The 19,242-nt window shown below is 69.3% G+C and carries 14 protein-coding genes and 2 tRNA genes; 9 read left to right on the top strand and 7 right to left on the bottom strand.

Going from position 1 to position 19,242, the window contains the following annotated elements:
- Positions 1-57: 57 nt before the first annotated feature.
- Positions 58-768, bottom strand: a complete 711-nt coding sequence (locus tag ACWH95_RS05380) for a VIT1/CCC1 transporter family protein (protein WP_206252150.1) — start codon at positions 766-768, stop codon at positions 58-60.
- A gap of 117 nt (positions 769-885) precedes the next feature.
- Between ACWH95_RS05380 and ACWH95_RS05385 the strand changes: the two genes are divergently transcribed.
- The 3 genes from ACWH95_RS05385 to ACWH95_RS05395 are packed head-to-tail and all read left to right on the top strand — an operon-like array spanning position 886 to position 3,754.
- Positions 886-2,151 (top strand): histidine kinase, encoded by a 1,266-nt coding sequence (locus ACWH95_RS05385; RefSeq protein WP_452312991.1) that lies wholly within the window; start codon positions 886-888, stop codon positions 2,149-2,151.
- Entirely contained in the window at positions 2,139-2,828 is a 690-nt protein-coding gene (locus ACWH95_RS05390; RefSeq protein WP_136033727.1) for a LuxR C-terminal-related transcriptional regulator, read from the top strand. Before ACWH95_RS05385 ends, ACWH95_RS05390 begins: the two co-directional genes overlap by 13 nt.
- Positions 2,825-3,754, top strand: coding sequence for a DUF4097 family beta strand repeat-containing protein (locus ACWH95_RS05395; protein WP_247638039.1), 930 nt, complete (start codon positions 2,825-2,827; stop codon positions 3,752-3,754). The genes ACWH95_RS05390 and ACWH95_RS05395 overlap by 4 nt, the downstream gene beginning before the upstream one ends.
- A 158-nt stretch (positions 3,755-3,912) precedes the next feature.
- Here ACWH95_RS05395 and ACWH95_RS05400 read toward each other — a convergent pair whose 3' ends face one another.
- A complete protein-coding gene (locus tag ACWH95_RS05400) occupies positions 3,913-4,803 on the bottom strand; it encodes a rhomboid family intramembrane serine protease (RefSeq protein WP_136036486.1) in 891 nt (296 codons plus the stop codon).
- Between the two features lie 21 nt (positions 4,804-4,824).
- Positions 4,825-5,382 carry a peptidylprolyl isomerase gene (locus tag ACWH95_RS05405; RefSeq protein WP_136033721.1) on the bottom strand — a complete coding sequence of 186 codons (558 nt, stop codon included), beginning with the start codon at positions 5,380-5,382 and terminating at the stop codon, positions 4,825-4,827.
- Positions 5,383-5,528: 146 nt separating this feature from the next.
- On the opposite strand from ACWH95_RS05405, the gene ACWH95_RS05410 reads away from it, so the two are divergent.
- Positions 5,529-6,026 carry a DNA helicase gene (locus ACWH95_RS05410; protein WP_136033719.1) on the top strand — a complete coding sequence of 166 codons (498 nt, stop codon included), beginning with the start codon at positions 5,529-5,531 and terminating at the stop codon, positions 6,024-6,026.
- A gap of 23 nt (positions 6,027-6,049) precedes the next feature.
- The gene (locus ACWH95_RS05415) at positions 6,050-6,505 is read left to right on the top strand and encodes an aminoacyl-tRNA deacylase (protein WP_454120657.1); all 456 of its coding nucleotides are present in this window, start codon (positions 6,050-6,052) and stop codon (positions 6,503-6,505) included.
- 10 nt (positions 6,506-6,515) lie between these two features.
- Here ACWH95_RS05415 and ACWH95_RS05420 read toward each other — a convergent pair whose 3' ends face one another.
- The gene (locus ACWH95_RS05420) at positions 6,516-6,938 is read right to left on the bottom strand and encodes an NUDIX hydrolase (protein WP_136036487.1); all 423 of its coding nucleotides are present in this window, start codon (positions 6,936-6,938) and stop codon (positions 6,516-6,518) included.
- 137 nt (positions 6,939-7,075) lie between these two features.
- Between ACWH95_RS05420 and ACWH95_RS05425 the strand changes: the two genes are divergently transcribed.
- The 3 genes from ACWH95_RS05425 (at position 7,076) to ACWH95_RS05435 (ending at position 17,587) form a co-directional block, all read left to right on the top strand.
- Positions 7,076-7,525, top strand: coding sequence for an iron chaperone (locus tag ACWH95_RS05425; protein WP_136033714.1), 450 nt, complete (start codon positions 7,076-7,078; stop codon positions 7,523-7,525).
- 50 nt (positions 7,526-7,575) lie between these two features.
- A complete protein-coding gene (locus ACWH95_RS05430) occupies positions 7,576-8,700 on the top strand; it encodes a M24 family metallopeptidase (RefSeq protein WP_136033712.1) in 1,125 nt (374 codons plus the stop codon).
- A gap of 151 nt (positions 8,701-8,851) precedes the next feature.
- Entirely contained in the window at positions 8,852-17,587 is an 8,736-nt protein-coding gene (locus ACWH95_RS05435; RefSeq protein WP_454120319.1) for a DUF7507 domain-containing protein, read from the top strand.
- A 189-nt stretch (positions 17,588-17,776) separates the two neighbouring features.
- Here ACWH95_RS05435 and ACWH95_RS05440 read toward each other — a convergent pair.
- From ACWH95_RS05440 to ACWH95_RS05450, 3 genes are all read right to left on the bottom strand, one after another.
- Positions 17,777-17,852 (bottom strand) — tRNA-Ala (locus ACWH95_RS05440).
- A 25-nt stretch (positions 17,853-17,877) separates the two neighbouring features.
- Positions 17,878-17,951, bottom strand: a tRNA-Ile gene (locus ACWH95_RS05445).
- A gap of 130 nt (positions 17,952-18,081) precedes the next feature.
- Positions 18,082-18,321, bottom strand: a complete 240-nt coding sequence (locus ACWH95_RS05450) for a cell division protein CrgA (RefSeq protein WP_136033213.1) — start codon at positions 18,319-18,321, stop codon at positions 18,082-18,084.
- Positions 18,322-18,422: 101 nt separating this feature from the next.
- On the opposite strand from ACWH95_RS05450, the gene ACWH95_RS05455 reads away from it, so the two are divergent.
- Positions 18,423-19,217: a class E sortase gene (locus tag ACWH95_RS05455; protein WP_136035631.1), complete on the top strand. Its 795-nt coding sequence runs from the start codon at positions 18,423-18,425 to the stop codon at positions 19,215-19,217.
- Positions 19,218-19,242 lie beyond the last annotated feature (25 nt).

Below are 19,242 nucleotides of genomic sequence, written 5' to 3' on the forward strand. Positions count from 1 at the left end.
ACGACGAAGGGCGGGTGCTGCGGCACCCGCCCTTCGTCGTGTGCACGGCGCGGCGGCTCAGACCACCCCGGTCGTTCCGAGGAGCGTGCCGATCAGCCACGTCGCGAGCAGCGCGAGCGCTCCGCCGATCACGAGCCGCAGTGCCGCTCGGCCCGGCGCGGATCCTCCGATCCTCGCCGAGATCGTGCCCGTCGCGGCCAGGGCGATCAACACCGCGACGAAGGTCACCGGGACTCGCCAGTCGGGCGGGGGCAGCAGGATCGCCAGCAAGGGGAGCAGCGCGCCGAGCGTGAACGCGATCGCGGAGGACAGCGCCGCGTGCCACGGGTTGACCAGGTCGTCCTGATCGATGCCGAGCTCCACCTCGAGGTGTGCCGACAGAGCGTCGTGCGCGGTGAGCTCCTCGGCCACACGGCGCGCGGTGTCCTCCGTGAGCCCCCGGTCGCGGTACAGGGAGGTGAGCTCGGCGAGCTCCTCCTCCGGCATCGTGCGCAGCTCTTCCTTCTCCTTGGCGATGAGCGCGCGCTCGCTGTCGCGCTGGCTGCTCACGGAGACGTACTCGCCCAGAGCCATGGAGATCGCCCCACCCACCAGACCGGCGACGCCCGCGGTGAGGAGCGCGGCGTTATCGGTGGTGGCACCGGCGACGCCCACGACCAGCGATGCCACCGACACGATCCCGTCATTCGCTCCGAGGACACCGGCGCGCAGCCAGTTGAGGCGCTGACCCACTCCGGTGCCGTGCGGTTCTCCCTCGTGGGCTGTCATGCCACCAGTGAAGCAGACGAGGACAGTGGCGAGGGCGGTCCCGGGTAGGGAAAACCCGAACCGGAGTGTCCGGCTGCCTCGGTGCCCGCGTGGCACCCTCCCCCGTACCGTGGAAACATGACCACTCAGCCTGCGCCTCCGGCCGCCGCTCCGGCGAAGCCACCGCTGCGCCTCTTCCTCACGGTCCTGCATCTGGCGGGCATCGGCGTCCTCGGCGGCGGGATCTTCGCCACCCTCGGCGCACTGCTCGGGACGGGGATCGGCCTCGTGTTCGTCGCCGGCATCGGTATCGTCCTGCTCGTCGGTCTCGTCTACGCGCTCTACGGCCTCGGCTGGTTCGAGGTCGCGCGCGTCGCCGGTCTCTACCGCACCCCGCTCGCGCCCCTGCGACTGCAGCCGCGCGATCGTCCCGGCTTCGCCGGCTGGCTCCGCGCCCTCGGGCGACAGGCCGTCGACGGACGCATGTGGCGTGCCGTCGCGAACTTCGCCATCTCGGCAGTGCTGGGCTGGGTCGTGCTCCGCCTGGCCTGGAGCCTCGTGTGGTCGATCATCATCTCCTTCGCCCCCCTGACCTCTGCCGACAGCATCATGGGACCCTTCGGCGGTGCCGGGATCCCCGTCGCCTGGGCTCCGCTCATCGGGATCTTGGGCGTCGCCGCATCGGCGGCCGGCATCATCGGACTCGCATTCCTGCACCGCACCCTGTCCCTGGCGATCGTCGCCCGCAGTCGGGAGACCGAGCTCACGGAGCGGGTGCGTGCCTCGACGGCGCAGCGGGAGGGAGCCGTGCGTGCGGCCGACGTGGAGCGCACCCGCATCGAGCGGGATCTCCACGACGGCGTGCAGCCGCGTCTCGTCTCGGTCGGCATGACCCTGGGCCTGGCCCAGCAGAAGATCGACACCGATCCCGACGCGGCCAAGGACCTCATCTCGGAGGCGCACACCTCGACGAAGGCGGCGATCACCGAGCTGCGGCAGCTCGCGCGGGGCATCCACGCCTCGGTCCTCGACGACCGCGGGCTGGACGCGGCGCTGTCCGCACTCGCCGGCCGTTCGCACATCCCCGTGCACCTCGACGTGCGGATGGACGGGCGGTGCAGTCGTGAGGCCGAGGCCGCGGTGTACTTCTCGATCGCGGAATCCCTCACCAACGCCGCCAAGCACTCTCGCGCGAGCGAGGCCCGGGTCACGGTGCGACTGCGCGAGGGCAACGTGCTGTGGGCCCGCGTGGAGGACAACGGCGTGGGCGGCGCGCAGGTGCTCCCCGGCGGCGGCCTCGACGGCATCGCGAACCGGATCCTCGCCGCCGGCGGAACGTTCCGCCTGGACAGCCCGCTCGGTGGTCCGACCAGCCTGGAGGTGAACGTGCCATGCGCATCCTGATCTGCGAGGACTCGGTCCTGCTGCGGGAGGGGCTCGTGCGTCTGCTGGAAGACGCGGGTCATCAGGTGGTGGCCGCGCTCACCGACACCGACGGTGTGGCGGAGGCCGTGGCATCCGCCGACCCGGAGCTCTGCATCCTGGACGTGCGGCTTCCTCCGACGTTCACCGACGAGGGGATCCGTGCGGCGCTGGCGCTGCGGGCGACGCATCCGTCCCTTCCGATCCTCGTGCTGTCGCAGTACGTGGAGGAGCGCTACGCGTCTGACCTGATCGCGGCGCAGGGAGGGCCCCTGGGTTACCTGCTGAAGGACCGGGTCGCCGACGTCGCGGAGTTCATCGAGTCCGTGCAGCGGATCGCCGACGGAGCGACCGTGCTCGACCCGGAGGTCGTGGCGCAGCTGCTCACGCGACGCAACCGCGACGACCGGATGCTGCGCCTCACGGAACGTGAGCGCACCGTGCTGGCACTGATCGCGGAGGGCAAGTCGAACCAAGCGATCGCCGGACTGCTGTTCGTCTCCGAGGCGAGTGTCGAGAAGCACATCACCTCCATCTTCCAGAAGCTGGGGTTCGAGCAGGACGAGTCGGGAAACCGTCGCGTGCTGGCGGCCCTGGCACACATCGAGAACACGGGCGGCCCCACGCCGCCGACCGGACAGACAGGAATGGCACGATGACCACCGAAGATCAGGGCCCCCAGGGCGGCCACACGCCGCTCACCCCTCCCCCTGCGACGGCACCTCACGCCCCGGCCGAGCCCGCACCGATGGTGCCGGGCGGCTCCGGTACCGAGCCCCGACGTTCCTCGGGCGCCACGGCGATCCTCGTGATCACCGCCGTGGTGGGCGGCCTCGCCCTGCTCGGCGCCGGAGGCACGGCGGCGGCCGCAGCCGCGGGCTCCGTGATGTCATCGAGCCGACCCGACTCGGTCCAGACCGTCGGCGTGGACGGCATCGACGGCGTCGACCTCGATGCCGACGCGAGCAGCGTGCGGGTGGAGTTCGGTGACGTGGACGACGCCGAACTGGCGGTCACGAACGGCCGCGGGCAGGCCTGGACGTTCGAGCGGGAGGGCGACGAACTCGTCGTGAAGAGCCCGCGGGGTGTGTTCGGCTGGTGGTTCGGCAACTGGTTCGGCGACGAGGAGGTCGCGGTGCTGACGTTGCCCGAGAGCCTGCGCGACGCCGGTCTGGATGCGAACCTCACGCTCAACGCGGGCAGCCTGGATGTGACGGGTGACTTCGGTGACCTCGAGCTCGACGTGAACGCGGGGTCGCTCGACGTCGAGGGCGCGGCGGAGACGCTCGACGTGCAGATGAACGCCGGGCGCGCCGACATCGTGCTGGACTCGGTGGCCGAGGCCGACCTGGGCATCTCGGCGGGCGATCTCACGGTGGAGCTCACGGGCTCGGCGCCCGCGCGCACATCGGTCGATGCGAGCGCGGGATCGGTCGACCTCACGCTGCCCGACGTGGAGTACAGCCTCACCCAGGACGTGAGCGCCGGCTCGCTCGATGCCACCGTCGATCAGGGGTCGAACGCGCGACACACGATCGACGTCTCTCTCGCAGCGGGGAACGTGACGATCCGACCCGGGCGCTGAGACGAGGGAGCACGGAGGGGCCGGTACTCGGAGAGTGCCGGCCCCTCGGCGCCGTCGCTCACGGCGTCGGCGAAGTTATCCACAGTTCTCTCCACAGCATGGGGAGAATTACACCGATGTTATTCACAGGCGTTAACAACTCTGTTAACAACTCGGGATCAGGCCAAAAGGAGCAGCGGCGGAACGAACGCCACGATCACGAGCAGGAGAACCACCAGGGCCGAGAGGAAAACGATCTGCCACACGCGCTGCTCACGGCGTTTCGTGCGCGTATAGATGAAGGCCACGATCGCGCCCACGATCGCCCCGCCCAGATGCGCCTGCCAGGAGATCCCCCCGGCGAAGAACCCGAAGGCGAAGTTGATCGCGAGGATGACGAGGATCCCGGTCACGTTCGCCCCGATGTGGCGGCCGATGATAAACAGCGACGCGAGGAGACCGAAGATGGCGCCCGATGCTCCGACCGTCCATGAGCCCGGCGCGAGGATCGCGACCATGACCGATCCACCCAGTCCGCTGATCAGGTACAGCGCCAGGTAGCGCGCCCGCCCCAGCATGGGTTCGAGGCTCTGGCCGAGCATCCACAGCGCCAGCATGTTGAGCGCGAGGTGCACGAAGCCGCCGTGCACGAACAGCACCGTCAGCAGTCGCCACGGCTCGAACGGCACCGCGAACAGGTTGGGGTAGAGGAACGGTGCGTAGAAGCCCAGCGCCTGTGTGATCGGCTGGTTGAGCCCGGGGATGAGCTGCACGAGGCCGATGAACGACGTGATCGCCAGCAGCACGTAGGTGACGACGGGCTTGCCGCCGCGGGTCATCGCCAGAGCACCGCCGCGGTTCCCCCAGCGTCGGGCGGCCTTCTTCTGGGCGGGAGTGCGGTTCTTGCGCTCGGCCGCCATGCACTCCGGGCAGATCACGCCGACGGCGGCCTGGGTCTGACACTCGGGGCAGATGGTGCGCAGACACCGCTGGCAGAGCACGAAGCTCTGCCGATCCGGATGCCGGTAGCAGAAGTTGTCGCGATTACTCGTGAACTCGGGCGTCGACATCCGGATCGGCCGTGGCTTCCGTCAGGCGGCGACGATGTCGATCGACTGCAGCACGACCGGCTCGACCGGGCGGTCGCCGGCCGCGGTGGGCACGGCGGCGATGGCGTCGACGACCTTCTTCGAGGCGTCGTCGGCGACGGCGCCGAAGATGGTGTGCTTGCCCTGCAGCCACGGGGTCGGGTCGGTCGTGATGAAGAACTGCGAGCCGTTCGTGCCCTCGACCTTGCCGGTGATGGCGTTGCGGCGCAGGCCGGCGTTGGCCATCGCGAGGATGTAGGGCTCGTTGAAGTCGAGCTCCCCGTTGATCTCGTCATCGAAGTTGTAGCCGGGGCCGCCCACACCCTGACCGAGCGGGTCGCCGCCCTGGATCATGAAGTTGGGGATGATGCGGTGGAAGATGACGTCCTTGTAGAGAGGACCCTCGCCCGGCTTGCCGGTGGCGGGGTGCGTCCACTCCTGGGTGCCGTCGGCCAGGCCGACGAAGTTCTTGACCGTCTTGGGAGCGTGGTCGCCGAAGAGGTTGATGACGATGTCACCGTGGTTGGTGTGCAGAGTTGCGACGTGGGAAGCATGAACCATGCCCTCATTCTCGCAGAGCTTCCGATGAGTGGCCCGGGTCTGTACATCCCCTCGGCGGATGATGCAAGGGGCGGGCGATTCCCTCCCCCCATCCAGGGTGTCGTGGCAAGATGGGGAACCCGTACTCCAATGGACAGGAGAGCATCGTGAGCCTCAGCCGCAAGCGGAAGAAGCAGCTTCGTCGTCTTCAGAAGGACGCCAACCAGCTGTGGGAGGACCAGCAGGTGCTCGTCGGCCACGCCGCCGACGTCGCCCGAGAGGCCGGCCGTCAGCTCGGCAACTTCAATCGGGAACAGCTCGTCCCCGCCGTCCAGGACACCTACAACCGTCGTGTCGCCCCCGTGGTCGACCGCGGCGTGAAGGTCGGCAGGCACGTCGTCGACGACAAGGTCGTGCCGATCGTCGGCGGCGTCGTCGGCACCGCGCTCACCGCGTGGGATGTCGCCAACGCGAAGCGTCAGGGCATCGAGTACAAGGCCCGCAAGGCCGTCGCTCCGAAGAAGGGCCCCGGCCTCGGCTCGGTCATCGCGATCGTGCTGGGTGCGGCTGCGGCCGTCGGAGTGCTCTACGCCGCCTGGCAGGCCCTCCGCGCCGACGACGAGCTCTGGGTCGCCGACGACCCGCTGTCGGCTCCCGACGCGTGACCACCCCCGACCCGCACGCGCGGGTGCGGGATGCTGCGGCCGCCCGCGGACTCGACATCAAGATCCGCGAGCGGCCGCAGGCGCGCAGCCTGCATGAGGCCGCGGAGATCCTGGGCATCCCGCCGTCCGGCATCGTGAAGACCCTCGTGGTGAAGCGCTCCGACGACACCTATCTGTTCGCCCTGGTCCCCGGCGGTCGGTCGATCTCGTGGCCCAAGCTGCGTGCCGTGGTCGGCGTCAACAAGCTGCGACTGCCCGAACCCGAGCTCGCCCTCGCGGCCACGGGGTATGAGCGGGGCACGATCGTCCCGATCGGCAGCACGACCGATTGGCCTGTGTACGCCGACGAGTCCATCGTCGGGCAGCGGATCGCCATGGGAGCGGGTGCGCACGGTTACAGCCTGTTCGTGGACGCCGACGACCTGATCGCCGCCTACGGCGCCACCGTCGCCGACATCTCCATTCCCGAGGAGCGCTGACCGCGACCGCTCAGGCGAGTCCCGCCATCCGGATGGCGATGTCGACCAGCTTGACCCGCTGCAGCCCCGCGACGGCCGCGAGCGGAAACCACTCGGCCCTATCGGTCGAGCCCTCGGTCTCGAAGCGCAGCCGTCCGCCGGTGACCTCGGCGCGGTAGACGATGCGCAGTGTGTGGAGTGGTTCCGCCGCCTTGTGCACCCGCCGCCCTGCCGGGATCACCCGCGAATGGATACCGAGCAGCGCGCCGACCCGCACGGTGTACCCGGTCTCCTCGCGCAACTCCCGGCGGACCGCGTCCTCCGGGGCCTCGCCCGGCTCGAGCCCGCCGCCCGGCATGGTCCACGCCGTGCGACGCCCCTCGATCCAGCGCGCCAGGAGGAGCCGGCCACCCTCATCGGTGACGACCCCGTATGCGGCGACGCGCAGGTCCATGGCTCACACCCTATCCGCCGGGCACGCCACGCTCCGACCACGTGTCGGCCGGCGCACATCGATCACGAATCGAGAAGCGACGGCGCTCGGATGGTTCCTATTCTGTGGAGATCAGCCACACCGAGAGGACGGAAACCATGGCCGCCGACAACGAGAAGAACTTCACCGCCGAGGAGCGCGAGGCCATGCAGGCCGCCGCGAAGGAGGCCCGCACCCGACGGTCGCGTGCCAAGAAGTCGCCCGAGGAGCTGAGGGCGGCCGGCGAAGCCGATATCACGGAGGCCATCGACAAGCTCGACGAGCACGACAGGACGCTGGCGCGGAAGCTGCACGACCTGGTCTCCGAAGTCGCCCCCGACCTGGTGCCGCGCACGTACTACGGCATGCCCGCGTGGGGTCGAGACGGGAAGGTGCTGTGCTTCTTCCAGCCCGCGAGCAAGTTCAAGGTGCGCTACGGGACGTTCGGGTTCGAGCCGATCTCGAACCTCGACGACGGCACCGTGTGGCCCACGGCGTACGCTGTGATCGACCTGACGCCGAAGGACCGGGAGTTCCTCGCGGACCGGCTGCGCCAGGCCATCAGCTGAAGCGCTCCGAAGCCGAGACAGCGACGGCACCCCGGCACTACCGTGGAACCGTGAGCACTCCCCCGTTCCCCGCCTCCGTCTACGCCTCCCGACTCACCCGTGCAGCCGCGCTCGCCGCGGACGCCGGACTCGACGCCGTGGTCGTCGGACCGGGGCCCGACCTCCAGTACCTGCTCGGGGTCGAGGGGGACACGATCGAACGGCTCACGGCGCTGGTGCTCACCCCCGACGCGCGCGCGACCATCGTGGTGCCGCGCATGGAGCTGGCGAAGATCCGCAGCACCGCGGCCGGCGAACTCGGTCTGACCATCGCCGACTGGGTGGACGGGGAGGATCCGTATGCCCTGGTGCTCGCGGCGGCGGGCGAGGTCCAGCGGGCCGGGGTCTCCGACGCGCTGCCCGCGCTCCACGTGGTGCCGATCGCGGAACGCCTGGGGGTGCGGGTGGAGCTCGCGACCCCGGTGCTGCGCGAGGGGCGGATGATCAAGGACGACGCGGAGATCGCGGAGCTCCGGCGTGCGGGTGCCGCCATCGATGCCGTGCACCGCCGCGTGCCCGAGTGGCTGCGCGCCGGACGGACGGAACGCGAGGTGGCGGGCGACATCGCCGCCGCGATCGTCGAGGAGGGCCACCGCACGGTCGAGTTCGTGATCGTCGGATCCGGTCCGAACGGGGCCGACCCGCATCATGAGGTCTCCGACCGGGTGATCGAGGAGGGCGACATCGTCGTGGTCGACATCGGCGGTGCGGTGCCCAGCGGCTACAACTCCGACAGCACACGCACCTACGTCGTCGGCGACCCCGGCGCGGAGGAGGCCGAACGCATCGCCGTGCTCGTGCGGGCGCAGCAGGCCGCGGTCGATGCCGTGCGTCCCGGGGCGACGGCCGCCGAGGTCGATGCCGCCGCGCGCACGGTGCTCGCCGAGGCCGGACTGGGCGAGGCGTTCCTGCACCGCACGGGCCACGGGATCGGTGTCTCGGTGCACGAGGAGCCCTACATCGCTCCCGGCAACGACCTCGTGCTGCGGCCGGGGATGGCGTTCAGCATCGAGCCGGGCATCTACTTCCCCGGTCGGTGGGGCGCCCGGATCGAGGACATCGTGATCGTGACGGACACCGGAGCGGAGCGGGTGAACCTGGCCCCGCACGCCCTCGTCTCCGCCGCTCGGCAGTGACCTTCGGCTATCAGCGAATACCTAAAGTCATCACGGTGAATTCCTAAAGTCACCTATCGTCGCATTTCCGGCGGGGCTAGCCTGCTGAGTGCTGGAGCCCCGTGCTCCGGCGATTGCTGATTCCATCTGGCGGGGGTTGCCGGAGGGTCGGATGTTCGCCTCAGAACACCACAATTTCATCGCGCCGACTGCAGGACGGAACGAGACGAGACGCCGCTGGGCGATCATCGCCCTGCTCGCGCTGCTCGCCAGCCTCCTCGTGACGGTCGTCGCGCCGCCCAAGCCGGCCGAAGCCCAGTTCCAGTTCTCCTGTACGAGTACGGAGGGCGTCGGGTACTTCGTCAACACGGGCTCCGGCTCCGTCTCGATGATCTACACCGGCACCGACACGAACATCCGGAACATCCCCGTCGGCGGCACCCCCTACGGTGTGACGTCGCTCCCGGACGGATCGCGGGTCTACGTGGCGAACGGCAACGGGTCCGTACAGGTGATCGACACCGCGACCCTCGCGGTCACGACGATCAACCACCCGTCGTTCTCCGCGTCGGTCGGCGCGTGGAGCTCCGCCGACGGCTCGCAGGTGTTCATCTCGAACATCGGGTCCAACACCGTCAGCGTGATCGACACCGCGACCAACACCGTGTCCCGCGTGATCACGGTCGGCGCCGCCGGTTCTCGTCCGGGATGGGTCGATGCCTACGGAAACGAGCTGTTCGTCGCCAAGGACGACGGCACCAACGGCGGGATCTCCGTGATCGACATGAGCAGCACCTCGACGACGACGTCCCGCGTCATCGCGGGAGCGGCTCCGGCGCACACGGTCGCCGTCAACGCCACGTACATCGCCGCCGCCAGCGAGACCGTCCTGTCGATCCCGATCCGCAACAGGACCGCGCCGTCGGCCCTCGTGCGCACCATCACGACCACCGAGCAGATCCACGGACTCACGTTCGTCCCCAACACCAACTACCTCGTGGCCAGTGGCGAGGCCGGACACACGTTCGTGTACGACGCGTCGACCGGGGCGCTGCTGCGGACGTTCACCGCGGGTGGCTCGAACATGCGCGTGCCCGTGGCCTCGCCGATCAGCAACGAGGTCTACATCGCCGGATACTCCACGCCCACGGGCACGCTGGACCGGCTCGTGACCACCGGGGCTCCGGCCACCTGGACCTACACCGCCAATCAGACGGCCCTGCAGAACGCTCCCGACGGCCACACCCCCGCGTTCTCCTGCCTGCCGCCGCTCTCGGGTTCCAAGTCCTTCGCCAAGTCGCCGATCGCTCAGGGCGAGACGACCACCCTGACGATCACGATCAACAACACCAACCTCGCCCCCACCACCGGCATCACCGGGGCGGCGCTGACCGACAACCTGCCCTCCAACATCCGCATCGCACCGACGGGCACGGCGACGACGACATGTACCGCCGCAACACTCACGGCGCCCCCCGGCGGGACGACCGTCAGCCTGAGCGGTGCTTCGATCCCCGCGGCCACCGGGCCGAACGGGGCGATCGTGCCGGGAAGCTGCACCATCACCGTGCCGGTGATCGGCGTCACACCCGGCGCCCAGACCAACACGATCGAGCCGGGGGCTCTCTCCGCGAACATCGTGGGCGAGACGGCGAACTCGTTCTCCGCACCGATCGAGGTGCTTCCCCCGGCGATGCAGATCGCGAAGACGAACGACGACGCCGACGGGATCGTCGACGGCGGACAGACGCTGACCTACTCGATCACGCTGACCAACGCCGGGACGATCCCGCAGACGGGCGTCACCGTCGACGACGTGCTCCCCGCGGGCGTCACCTATGTGCCCGGGTCCACCGTCGCCACGCAGGGCACCACCGTGCGCGACAACGCGGCGGGAGGGACCAACCCCGACCTCGTCGGCGGCGATCCCGTCGCCGGGTCGCTCGTCGGACCGACGGATCCGTTCACGATCCCTCCGGGCGAATCGCTCGTGGTCACCTACCAGGTGACCGTGGACACTCCCGCGCCGGAGACGATCGACTCGTACACCAACACCGCCAGCGCCAGCTCCACCCAGGAGCCGACGCCGATCAGCACGACCGACACCGTGCAGGCCCTGTCCACCCTCGATCTCGTGAAGTCCGCGGGCACCCCGGTCGACGTCAACGGCAACGGGACCACCGACACCGGCGACACCATCGCCTACACCTTCACCGTCACGAACACCGGTAACACCACCATCGCGAACATCGCCGTCACCGACCCGAAGCTCGGCGCGATCACGTGCGACGCCACGACCCTGGCACCCGATGCCGTGGCCACCTGTACCGCGCCGCCCTACGTCATCACCCAGGCGGAGACCGATGCCGGCGCCGTCGACAACAGCGCCACCGCGGCGGGCACCGACCCCAGCGGCGACCCCATCGCCTCGAACGAGTCGACCACCTCGACACCCACCGAGCAGGCCCCGGCACTGCTGTTCGACAAGACGGCCGCCGCCCCGGTGGATGTGAATGCGAACGGCATCACCGACGCGGGCGACACCATCGCCTACACGTTCAGCGTCGCCAACACGGGCAACGTCACGATGAGTGGCATCACCGTCACCGACCCGAAGATCGGCGCGGTGACCTGTGACGTGACCACCCTGGCTCCCGGTGAGGTCGCGAGCTGCACCGCGCCCGCCTACACGATCACTGCCGCGGATCAGGACGCGGGCGAGGTCGCGAACACCGCGAGTGCCACCGGCACCGATCCCGGCGGCACCGCCGTCCCGTCGAATGACGACAGCACCACCACTCCGGTGGTCGCACCCGCACCGGCCCTCGAGATCGACAAGACCGCGGGAACACCCGTGGACGTCAACGGGAACGGCTCGACGGACGTCGGCGACACCATCGCGTACACGTTCACGGTGACCAACACCGGCAACGTCACCGTGTCGGACATCGCCGTGAACGACCCCAAGGTCGGCACGGTGACCTGTGATGTCACGGCGCTCGGGCCGACGGGAGTCGCGACCTGCACGGCCGCCCCGTACGTGATCACCCAGGCCGACATGGACAACGGCTCGGTGGACAACTCCGCCACCGCGAACGGCACGGACCCGACGGGCGGCCCGGTCGTGACCACCCCCGACACCACGACCACCCCCACCGACCAGGCGCCGGCGCTGTCGTTCGACAAGACCGCGGGGACCCCCGTGGATGTGAACGCCAACGGCATCACGGACGAGGGCGACACCATCGCGTATACCTTCACCGTCACCAACACCGGCAACGTCACGGTGGCGGGCATCGCGGTCACGGATGCCCTCGTCGGCGCCGTCACGTGTGACGTCACCACGCTGGCTCCCGGAGCGGTGGCGAGCTGCACCGCGGCACCGTACACGATCACCGCCGCGGACGAGACGGCGGGTGAGGTGGCGAACAGCGCCTCGGCCGCAGGCACGGACCCGGGCGGTGACGCCGTCCCGTCGAACACCGACACGACGACGACGCCGGTCGTCGCCTCGGCACCGAGTCTCACGATCGACAAGGCAGCGGGTGCTCCGGTCGACGTCAACGGCAACGGGGTGACCGACGCCGGCGACACGATCGCCTACACCTTCACCGTGACCAACACCGGCAACGTGCCGCTCGCCGATGTCGCGGTGGACGACCCGAAGGTCGGCGCGGTCACCTGTGATGCGACCACCCTCGCTCCCGGTGCGGTCGCGAGCTGCACCGCCGCGACGTACACGATCACGCAGGCCGACGTCGACAACGGCTCGGTCGACAACTCCGCCACCGCCACGGGCACCCCGCCCGGAGAACCCGCGATCACCTCCGACCCCGACACCACGAGCACCCCGACCGACCAGACCGCGTCGCTCGTGCTGGACAAGACCGCGGGCACACCGGTCGACGTGAATGCGGACGGCCTGACCGACGAGGGCGACACCATCGCGTACACGTTCACCGTCACGAACACCGGCACCGTCACACTGACCGACGTAGCCGTCGACGACCCGAAGGTGGGCACCGTCACGTGTGACGTCACGACTCTCGCTCCCGGGGCCGTGGCCACCTGCACGGCAGCGCCCTACACCGTCACCGCAGCGGACGAGACCGCGGGCGAGGTGGCGAACACCGCGACCGCCGCGGCCACCGACCCCGGCGGCGACCCCGCCCCCACCGCCGACGACAGCACCACGACCCCGGTCGTCGCCTCGGCCGCGGCTCTCACGATCGACAAGGTCGCGGGCGCCCCGGTGGACGTCGACGGCAACGGCATCACGAACGCCGGTGACACGATCGCGTACACGTTCACGGTGACCAACACCGGCAATGTGGCGGTGTCGGAGATCACGGTGGACGACCCGAAGGTCGGCGCGGTGACGTGTGATGTGACCACCCTGGCCCCCGGTGCGGTCGCGAACTGCACCGCGGCGCCGTACGTGATCACCGCTGCCGATGAGACCGCGGGCGAGGTCGCGAACACCGCGACCGCCGCGGGCACGGACCCGGACGGCGACTCGGTCGCCTCCGACCCCGACAGCACGACCACTCCGGTCGTCACGCCGGCGCCGGCGCTGTCGTTCGAGAAGACGGCGGGGACGCCGGTGGATGTGAATGCGAATGGCATCACGGATGAGGGTGACACGATCGGGTACACGTTCACGGTGACGAACACCGGCAACGTGACGGTGACGGATGTCGCGGTCACGGACCCGAAGGTGGGTGCGGTGACGTGTGATGTGACGACGCTCGCGCCGGGTGAGGTCGCTTCGTGTGCGTCGGCGCCGTATACGGTGACGGCGGCGGATGAGGCTGCGGGTGAGGTGGCGAACACGGCGACGGCGTCGGGGACGGCTCCGAACGGTGACCCGGTTCCGTCCGACCCGGATTCGACGACGACGCCGTCGGAGGCGTCGGCTCCGAGTTCGACGATCGAGAAGACCGCTGGTGCCCCGGTGGATGTGAATGGCAACGGGGTGACCGATGTGGGTGACACGATCGCGTACACGTTCACGGTGACGAACACCGGCAACGTGCCGCTGGCCGATGTGACGGTGAACGATCCGAAGGTCGGCGCGGTGACGTGTGATGTCACCACGCTCGCCCCCGGTGCGGTTGCGAACTGCACGGCGGCACCGTATGTGATCACGCAGGCCGACGTGGACAACGGCTCCGTCGACAACTCCGCCACGGCCACGGGCACCCCGCCCGGAGAGGACCCTGTTCCGTCTGAGCCCGACACGACGACCACCCCCACCGACCAGACCCCGGCGCTGTCGTTTGAGAAGACGGCGGGGACGCCGGTGGATGTAAATGCGAACGGCATCACGGATGAAGGTGACACGATCGCGTACACGTTCACGGTGACGAACACCGGCAACGTGACGGTGACGGATGTCGCGGTCACGGACGCCAAGGTGGGTGCGGTGACGTGTGATGTGACGACGCTCGCGCCGGGTGCGGTCGCTTCGTGTGCGTCGGCGCCGTACACGGTGACGGCGGCGGATGAGGCTGCGGGTGAGGTGGCGAACACGGCGACGGCGTCGGGGACGGCTCCGAACGGTGACCCGGTTCCGTCCGACCCGGATTCGACGACGACGCCGTCGCAGGCGTCGGCTCCGAGTTCGACGATCGAGAAGACCGCGGGTTCCCCGGTGGATGTGAATGGCAACGGGGTCACCGATGTGGGCGACACGATCGCGTACACGTTCACGGTGACCAACACCGGCAACGTGCCGCTGGCCGATGTGACGGTGAACGATCCGAAGGTCGGCGCGGTGACGTGTGATGTCACCACGCTCGCCCCCGGTGCGGTTGCGAACTGCACCGCGGCACCGTATGTGATCACGCAGGCCGACGTGGACAACGGCTCCGTCGACAACTCCGCCACGGCCACGGGCACCCCGCCCGGAGAGGACCCTGTTCCGTCTGAGCCCGACACGACGACCACCCCCACCGACCAGACCCCGGCGCTCGAGCTGGACAAGGTGGCCGGCACGCCGGTCGACGTGAACGGGGACGGCCTCACCAACGCCGGGGACACGATCGACTACACCTTCACCGTGACCAACACCGGCAACGTGACCCTGACCGATGTCGCGGTCGCTGATCCGAAGGTCGGCACGGTGACCTGCGATGTGACGACCCTGGCACCGGGCGCGGTCGCCACCTGCACCGCCCCGGCGTACACCGTCACCACGGATGACGAGGCCGCCGGCGAGGTCGCGAACACCGCGACCGCCTCGGCGACAGACCCCGCGGGCGACCCGGCACCCACCGACGACGACAGCACCACCACCCCGGCCGTCCCGGCCGCGCCGGCGCTGTCGTTCGAGAAGACCGCGGGTGCTCCGGTGGACGTGAACGCGAACGGCATCACGGATGAGGGCGACACGATCGACTACACGTTCACGGTGACCAACACCGGCAACGTGACCCTGACCGACATCACCGTCAGCGACCCGAAGGTCGGGACGGTCACCTGTGACGCCACCACCCTGGCGCCCGGGGCCGTTGCGAGCTGCACGGCGGCGACCTACACGGTCACGGCCGAGGATGAGGCGGCGGGCGAGGTCGCGAATACCGCTACCGCCACGGGGACGGAGCCCGGCGGTGACCCGGTCCCGTCCGACCCGGATTCGACAACGACCCCGTCGGAGGCGTCCGCGCCGAGTTCGACGATCGACAAGACCGCGGGTGACCCGGTGGACGTCAACGGCAACGGCCTGACCGATGCGGGCGACACGATCGCGTACTCGTTCACGGTCACGAACACGGGCAACGTCCCGTTGTCGGATGTGGGTGTGAACGACCCCAAGGTGGGCACCGTCACCTGCGACGTCACGACGCTCGCTCCCGGCGAGGTCGCGACCTGTACCGCGGCGCCGTACGTCATCACGCAGGCCGACGTCGACGCGGGAGGGGTCGAGAACTCCGCGACCGCGACGGGTACGCCTCCCGGGGAGGATCCGGTCCCCTCGGAGCCCGACACGATCGTGACGCCGGTCGATCAGGTGCCGTCGCTGCTGTTCGACAAGGTCGCCGGTGCCCCGGTGGATGTGAACGCCAATGGCATCACGGATGCGGGCGACACGATCGACTACACGTTCACGGTCACGAACACGGGTACGGTCACTGCGACGGACATCGCGGTCAGTGACCCGAAGGCCGGTGCCGTGACGTGTGATGTCGCCACCCTGGCCCCCGGTGAGGTCGCGAGCTGCTCGGCGGCGACCTACACGGTGACCGCGGCGGATGAGCGGGCCGGTGAGGTGGCGAACACCGCCACCGCGTCGGGGACGGATCCGAACGGCGACCCGGTCCCCTCCGACCCGGATTCGACGACGACCCCGTCGGAGGCCTCGGCCCCGGGGGTGACGATCGACAAGACCGCGGGTGACCCGGTGGATGTCAACGGCAACGGACTGACCGATGTGGGCGACACGATCGCGTACTCGTTCACGATCACGAACACCGGCAACGTTCCCCTCGCGGATGTGGGTGTGAACGACCCGAAGGTCGGCACCGTGACGTGCGATGTCACGACGCTCGCCCCGGGTGAGGTCGCGACCTGCGGGGCGACGTACACGATCACGCAGGCCGACGTCGACGCGGGCGGGGTCGAGAACTCCGCGACCGCGACGGGTACACCTTCCGGGGAGGACCCGGTGCCGTCTGAGCCCGACACGGTGGTGACGCCGGTCGATCAGGTGCCATCACTGTCGTTCGACAAGGTCGCCGGTGCTCCGGTGGATGTGAACGCGAACGGCATCACGGATGAGGGCGACACGATCGACTACACCTTCACCGTGACGAACACGGGGACCGTGACGGCGACCGACATCGCCGTGAGCGACCCGAAGGTCGGGACGGTGACGTGTGATGTCACGACCCTTGCCCCGGGCGAGGTCGCGAACTGCACCGCACCGACCTACACGGTCACGGCCGACGATGAGCAGGCGGGTGAGGTGGCGAACATCGCCACCGCGTCGGGGACGGATCCGAACGGCGACCCGGTCCCGTCCAACCCCGACAGCACGACCACCCCGGCTGTCGCGTCCGCCCCGAGTTCGACGATCGACAAGACCGCGGGCGCCCCCGTGGATGTCAACGGCAACGGCCTGACCGATGTGGGTGACACGATCGCGTACTCGTTCACGATCACGAACACGGGCAACGTCCCGTTGGCCGATGTCGGGGTGAACGACCCGAAGGTCGGCACCGTCACCTGCGACGTCACCACGCTCGCCCCCGGAGAGGTCGCGATTTGCACCGCGGCGCCGTACGTCATCACGCAGGCCGACGTCGACGCGGGCGGGGTCGAGAACTCCGCGACCGCGACCGGCACGCCTCCCGGAGGCGACCCCGTCCCGTCCGAACCCGACACCGTCGTGACGCCGACTGATCAGGTGCCGTCGATGACCCTCGTGAAGACGGCCGTGATCGACGACGCCGACCGGGACCGCGCCGCCGACGAGGGAGAAGTGATCCACTACGCCTTCACCGTCGCGAACACGGGCAACGTCACGATCGAGAATCTGGGCATCGACGACCCGATGCTGGACGAGCGCGGCGACGCCATCACGTGCCCGCTCGTGCCTCTGGCGCCCGGTGAGCAGGCTCTCTGTACGGCCGACCATGTCGTGACCGCGGCGGAAGCGACCGGTGGCGACCTGACCAACGTCGCTACCGCCACGGGACGTACGGGGACCGATGATCCGATCACGAGCGACCCGTCGACGGTGAGCACGCCCACGGATCCGGAGACACCGGAACCCGCACGACTGCCGACGACGGGTGGTCGGGATCAGACGGCCGCGGCACTGCTCGCGCTCGCCCTGATCCTGGGCGGAGTCACGCTGGTCGTCGTCCGGAGGGGAGCGCGCCGCCGCCCGACGGACATCGGATAGCTCGACCGGGGGGCCGAGCGACGGGGCCCGGTCGGGCGCACCCACATCGTGGGGCGGTCCGACCGGGCTCCGACGGGGCGCGGCCTGGATGAGTCGGAGCACACCGGCAGCACGACGCCACGGTGGTGAGGATCGATGCCGAAGCACGACCGGAAGGGGGTCGGTGCGCGGGAGAGAGGAGACCCGAGGTGGTGGAGCCTAGGAGATTCGAACTCCTGACATCCTGCTTGCAAAGCAGGCGCTCTACCAACTGAGCTAAGGCCCCGTGAGGGATTTCTTGAATTGAACGGTGGGGCTACCAGGACTTGAACCTGGGACCTCTTCATTATCAGTGAAGCGCTCTAACCGCCTGAGCTATAGCCCCGTCAACCTCCAAGACTTTACCGGAGAATCTCGGAAAATCCGAATCGAGCGCGAGGAGCCCGATGCACACCACCGCCGGCACGACGAAGCCCCCTCGCGCGGCGAGGGGGCTTCGGAAGAGAAGGGGCTGGTCAGCGCCAGCGTGTGGTCATGAGGAACCCGATGAGAGCGATGCCGAGACCGATCGCGAGGTTCCAGTTGTCGAGGCCCGGGATCGGGAACTGCATCCCCGAGATGTAGAACACGAGGATCCACGCGAGACCGAGAAGCATGAAGCCGATCATCACCGGCTTGAACCAGACGGCGTTGGGAGCGGCGTCGCCCTCGGCGCGCTCGACGACGGGTTCTTCGGTCTTGCGGTCACGTGCCATGCCGTCATTGTACCCGGGAGACCTCTGCGCCCACGAGAGGCGGTCACAGACGCGTGCCTCCGCACGAGCCCGTGTTCAGTGTCGACGGATAAGATCACGCCATGACTGCATCCGCCGTGCCTGGGGGGCGCCACGGACGTCGGCAGCGGCCCCGGTCGCGCGCCACGTTCGCGAGCGTGCTCGGCGAACTGCTGCTCACCGCCGGGGTCCTCGTCCTCCTCTTCGTCGCATGGCAGATGTGGATCGGCGACATCATCATCGCCGCCCAGAAGAACGACGAGGGTGCGGCGATCTCGCAGCAGCTCGCGGCGGCCGATCCCCCCGCACTGCCGCCGAAGGTCGAGACCGACGACGGCACCACGGTGTACCAGGCGCCGGTGCCCGCCGCCCCCGCCGACGGGGCGTGGTTCGGGCAGATGCACATCCCGCGCTTCGGCGCCGAGTACAACTTCGGCATCTACGGCGGGACCAGCCGGGCCAGGACGCTCGACCAGAAGGGCATCGGGGTCTACACCGACTCGAAGATGCCCGGCGAGGTCGGCAACTTCTCCCTCGCGGGCCACCGCACCACCTGGGGCAAGCCGTTCAACCAGCTCGACAAGCTGCAACTGAACGACGCGATCGTGGTCGAGACCCCCGACGGCTGGTACACGTACCGCTTCCGCACGCTCGAGTACGTCACGCCCACGCAGACCGACGTGCTGGCCGACGTGCCGCAGATGCCCGCACAGCAGACCGGCGAGCAGTACATCACCCTCACGGCGTGCTCCCCCCTGTACTCGCTCGCCGAGCGGATCGTCGCCTACGGCGTGTTCGAGAGCTTCCAGCCGCGCGCCGAAGGGCCGCCGTCCGCACTGACCGACCCGCCTCCCCCTCCCGCCGCTCCGTCGGTGTGACCACGAACGATCAGGAGACACCACC

The organism is Microbacterium sp. NPDC055502, assembly GCF_053643635.1.

Coding starts and splice junctions, on each gene's coding strand:
- ACWH95_RS05455 (WP_136035631.1), top strand. CDS start 18,423: ATGACTGCATCCGCCGTGCCTGGGGGGCGCCACGGACGTCGGCAGCGG.
- ACWH95_RS05385 (WP_452312991.1), top strand. CDS start 886: ATGACCACTCAGCCTGCGCCTCCGGCCGCCGCTCCGGCGAAGCCACCG.
- ACWH95_RS05435 (WP_454120319.1), top strand. CDS start 8,852: ATGTTCGCCTCAGAACACCACAATTTCATCGCGCCGACTGCAGGACGG.
- ACWH95_RS05420 (WP_136036487.1), bottom strand. CDS start 6,938: ATGGACCTGCGCGTCGCCGCATACGGGGTCGTCACCGATGAGGGTGGC.
- ACWH95_RS05405 (WP_136033721.1), bottom strand. CDS start 5,382: ATGGTTCATGCTTCCCACGTCGCAACTCTGCACACCAACCACGGTGAC.
- ACWH95_RS05450 (WP_136033213.1), bottom strand. CDS start 18,321: ATGGCACGTGACCGCAAGACCGAAGAACCCGTCGTCGAGCGCGCCGAG.
- ACWH95_RS05395 (WP_247638039.1), top strand. CDS start 2,825: ATGACCACCGAAGATCAGGGCCCCCAGGGCGGCCACACGCCGCTCACC.
- ACWH95_RS05400 (WP_136036486.1), bottom strand. CDS start 4,803: ATGTCGACGCCCGAGTTCACGAGTAATCGCGACAACTTCTGCTACCGG.
- ACWH95_RS05425 (WP_136033714.1), top strand. CDS start 7,076: ATGGCCGCCGACAACGAGAAGAACTTCACCGCCGAGGAGCGCGAGGCC.
- ACWH95_RS05380 (WP_206252150.1), bottom strand. CDS start 768: ATGACAGCCCACGAGGGAGAACCGCACGGCACCGGAGTGGGTCAGCGC.
- ACWH95_RS05390 (WP_136033727.1), top strand. CDS start 2,139: ATGCGCATCCTGATCTGCGAGGACTCGGTCCTGCTGCGGGAGGGGCTC.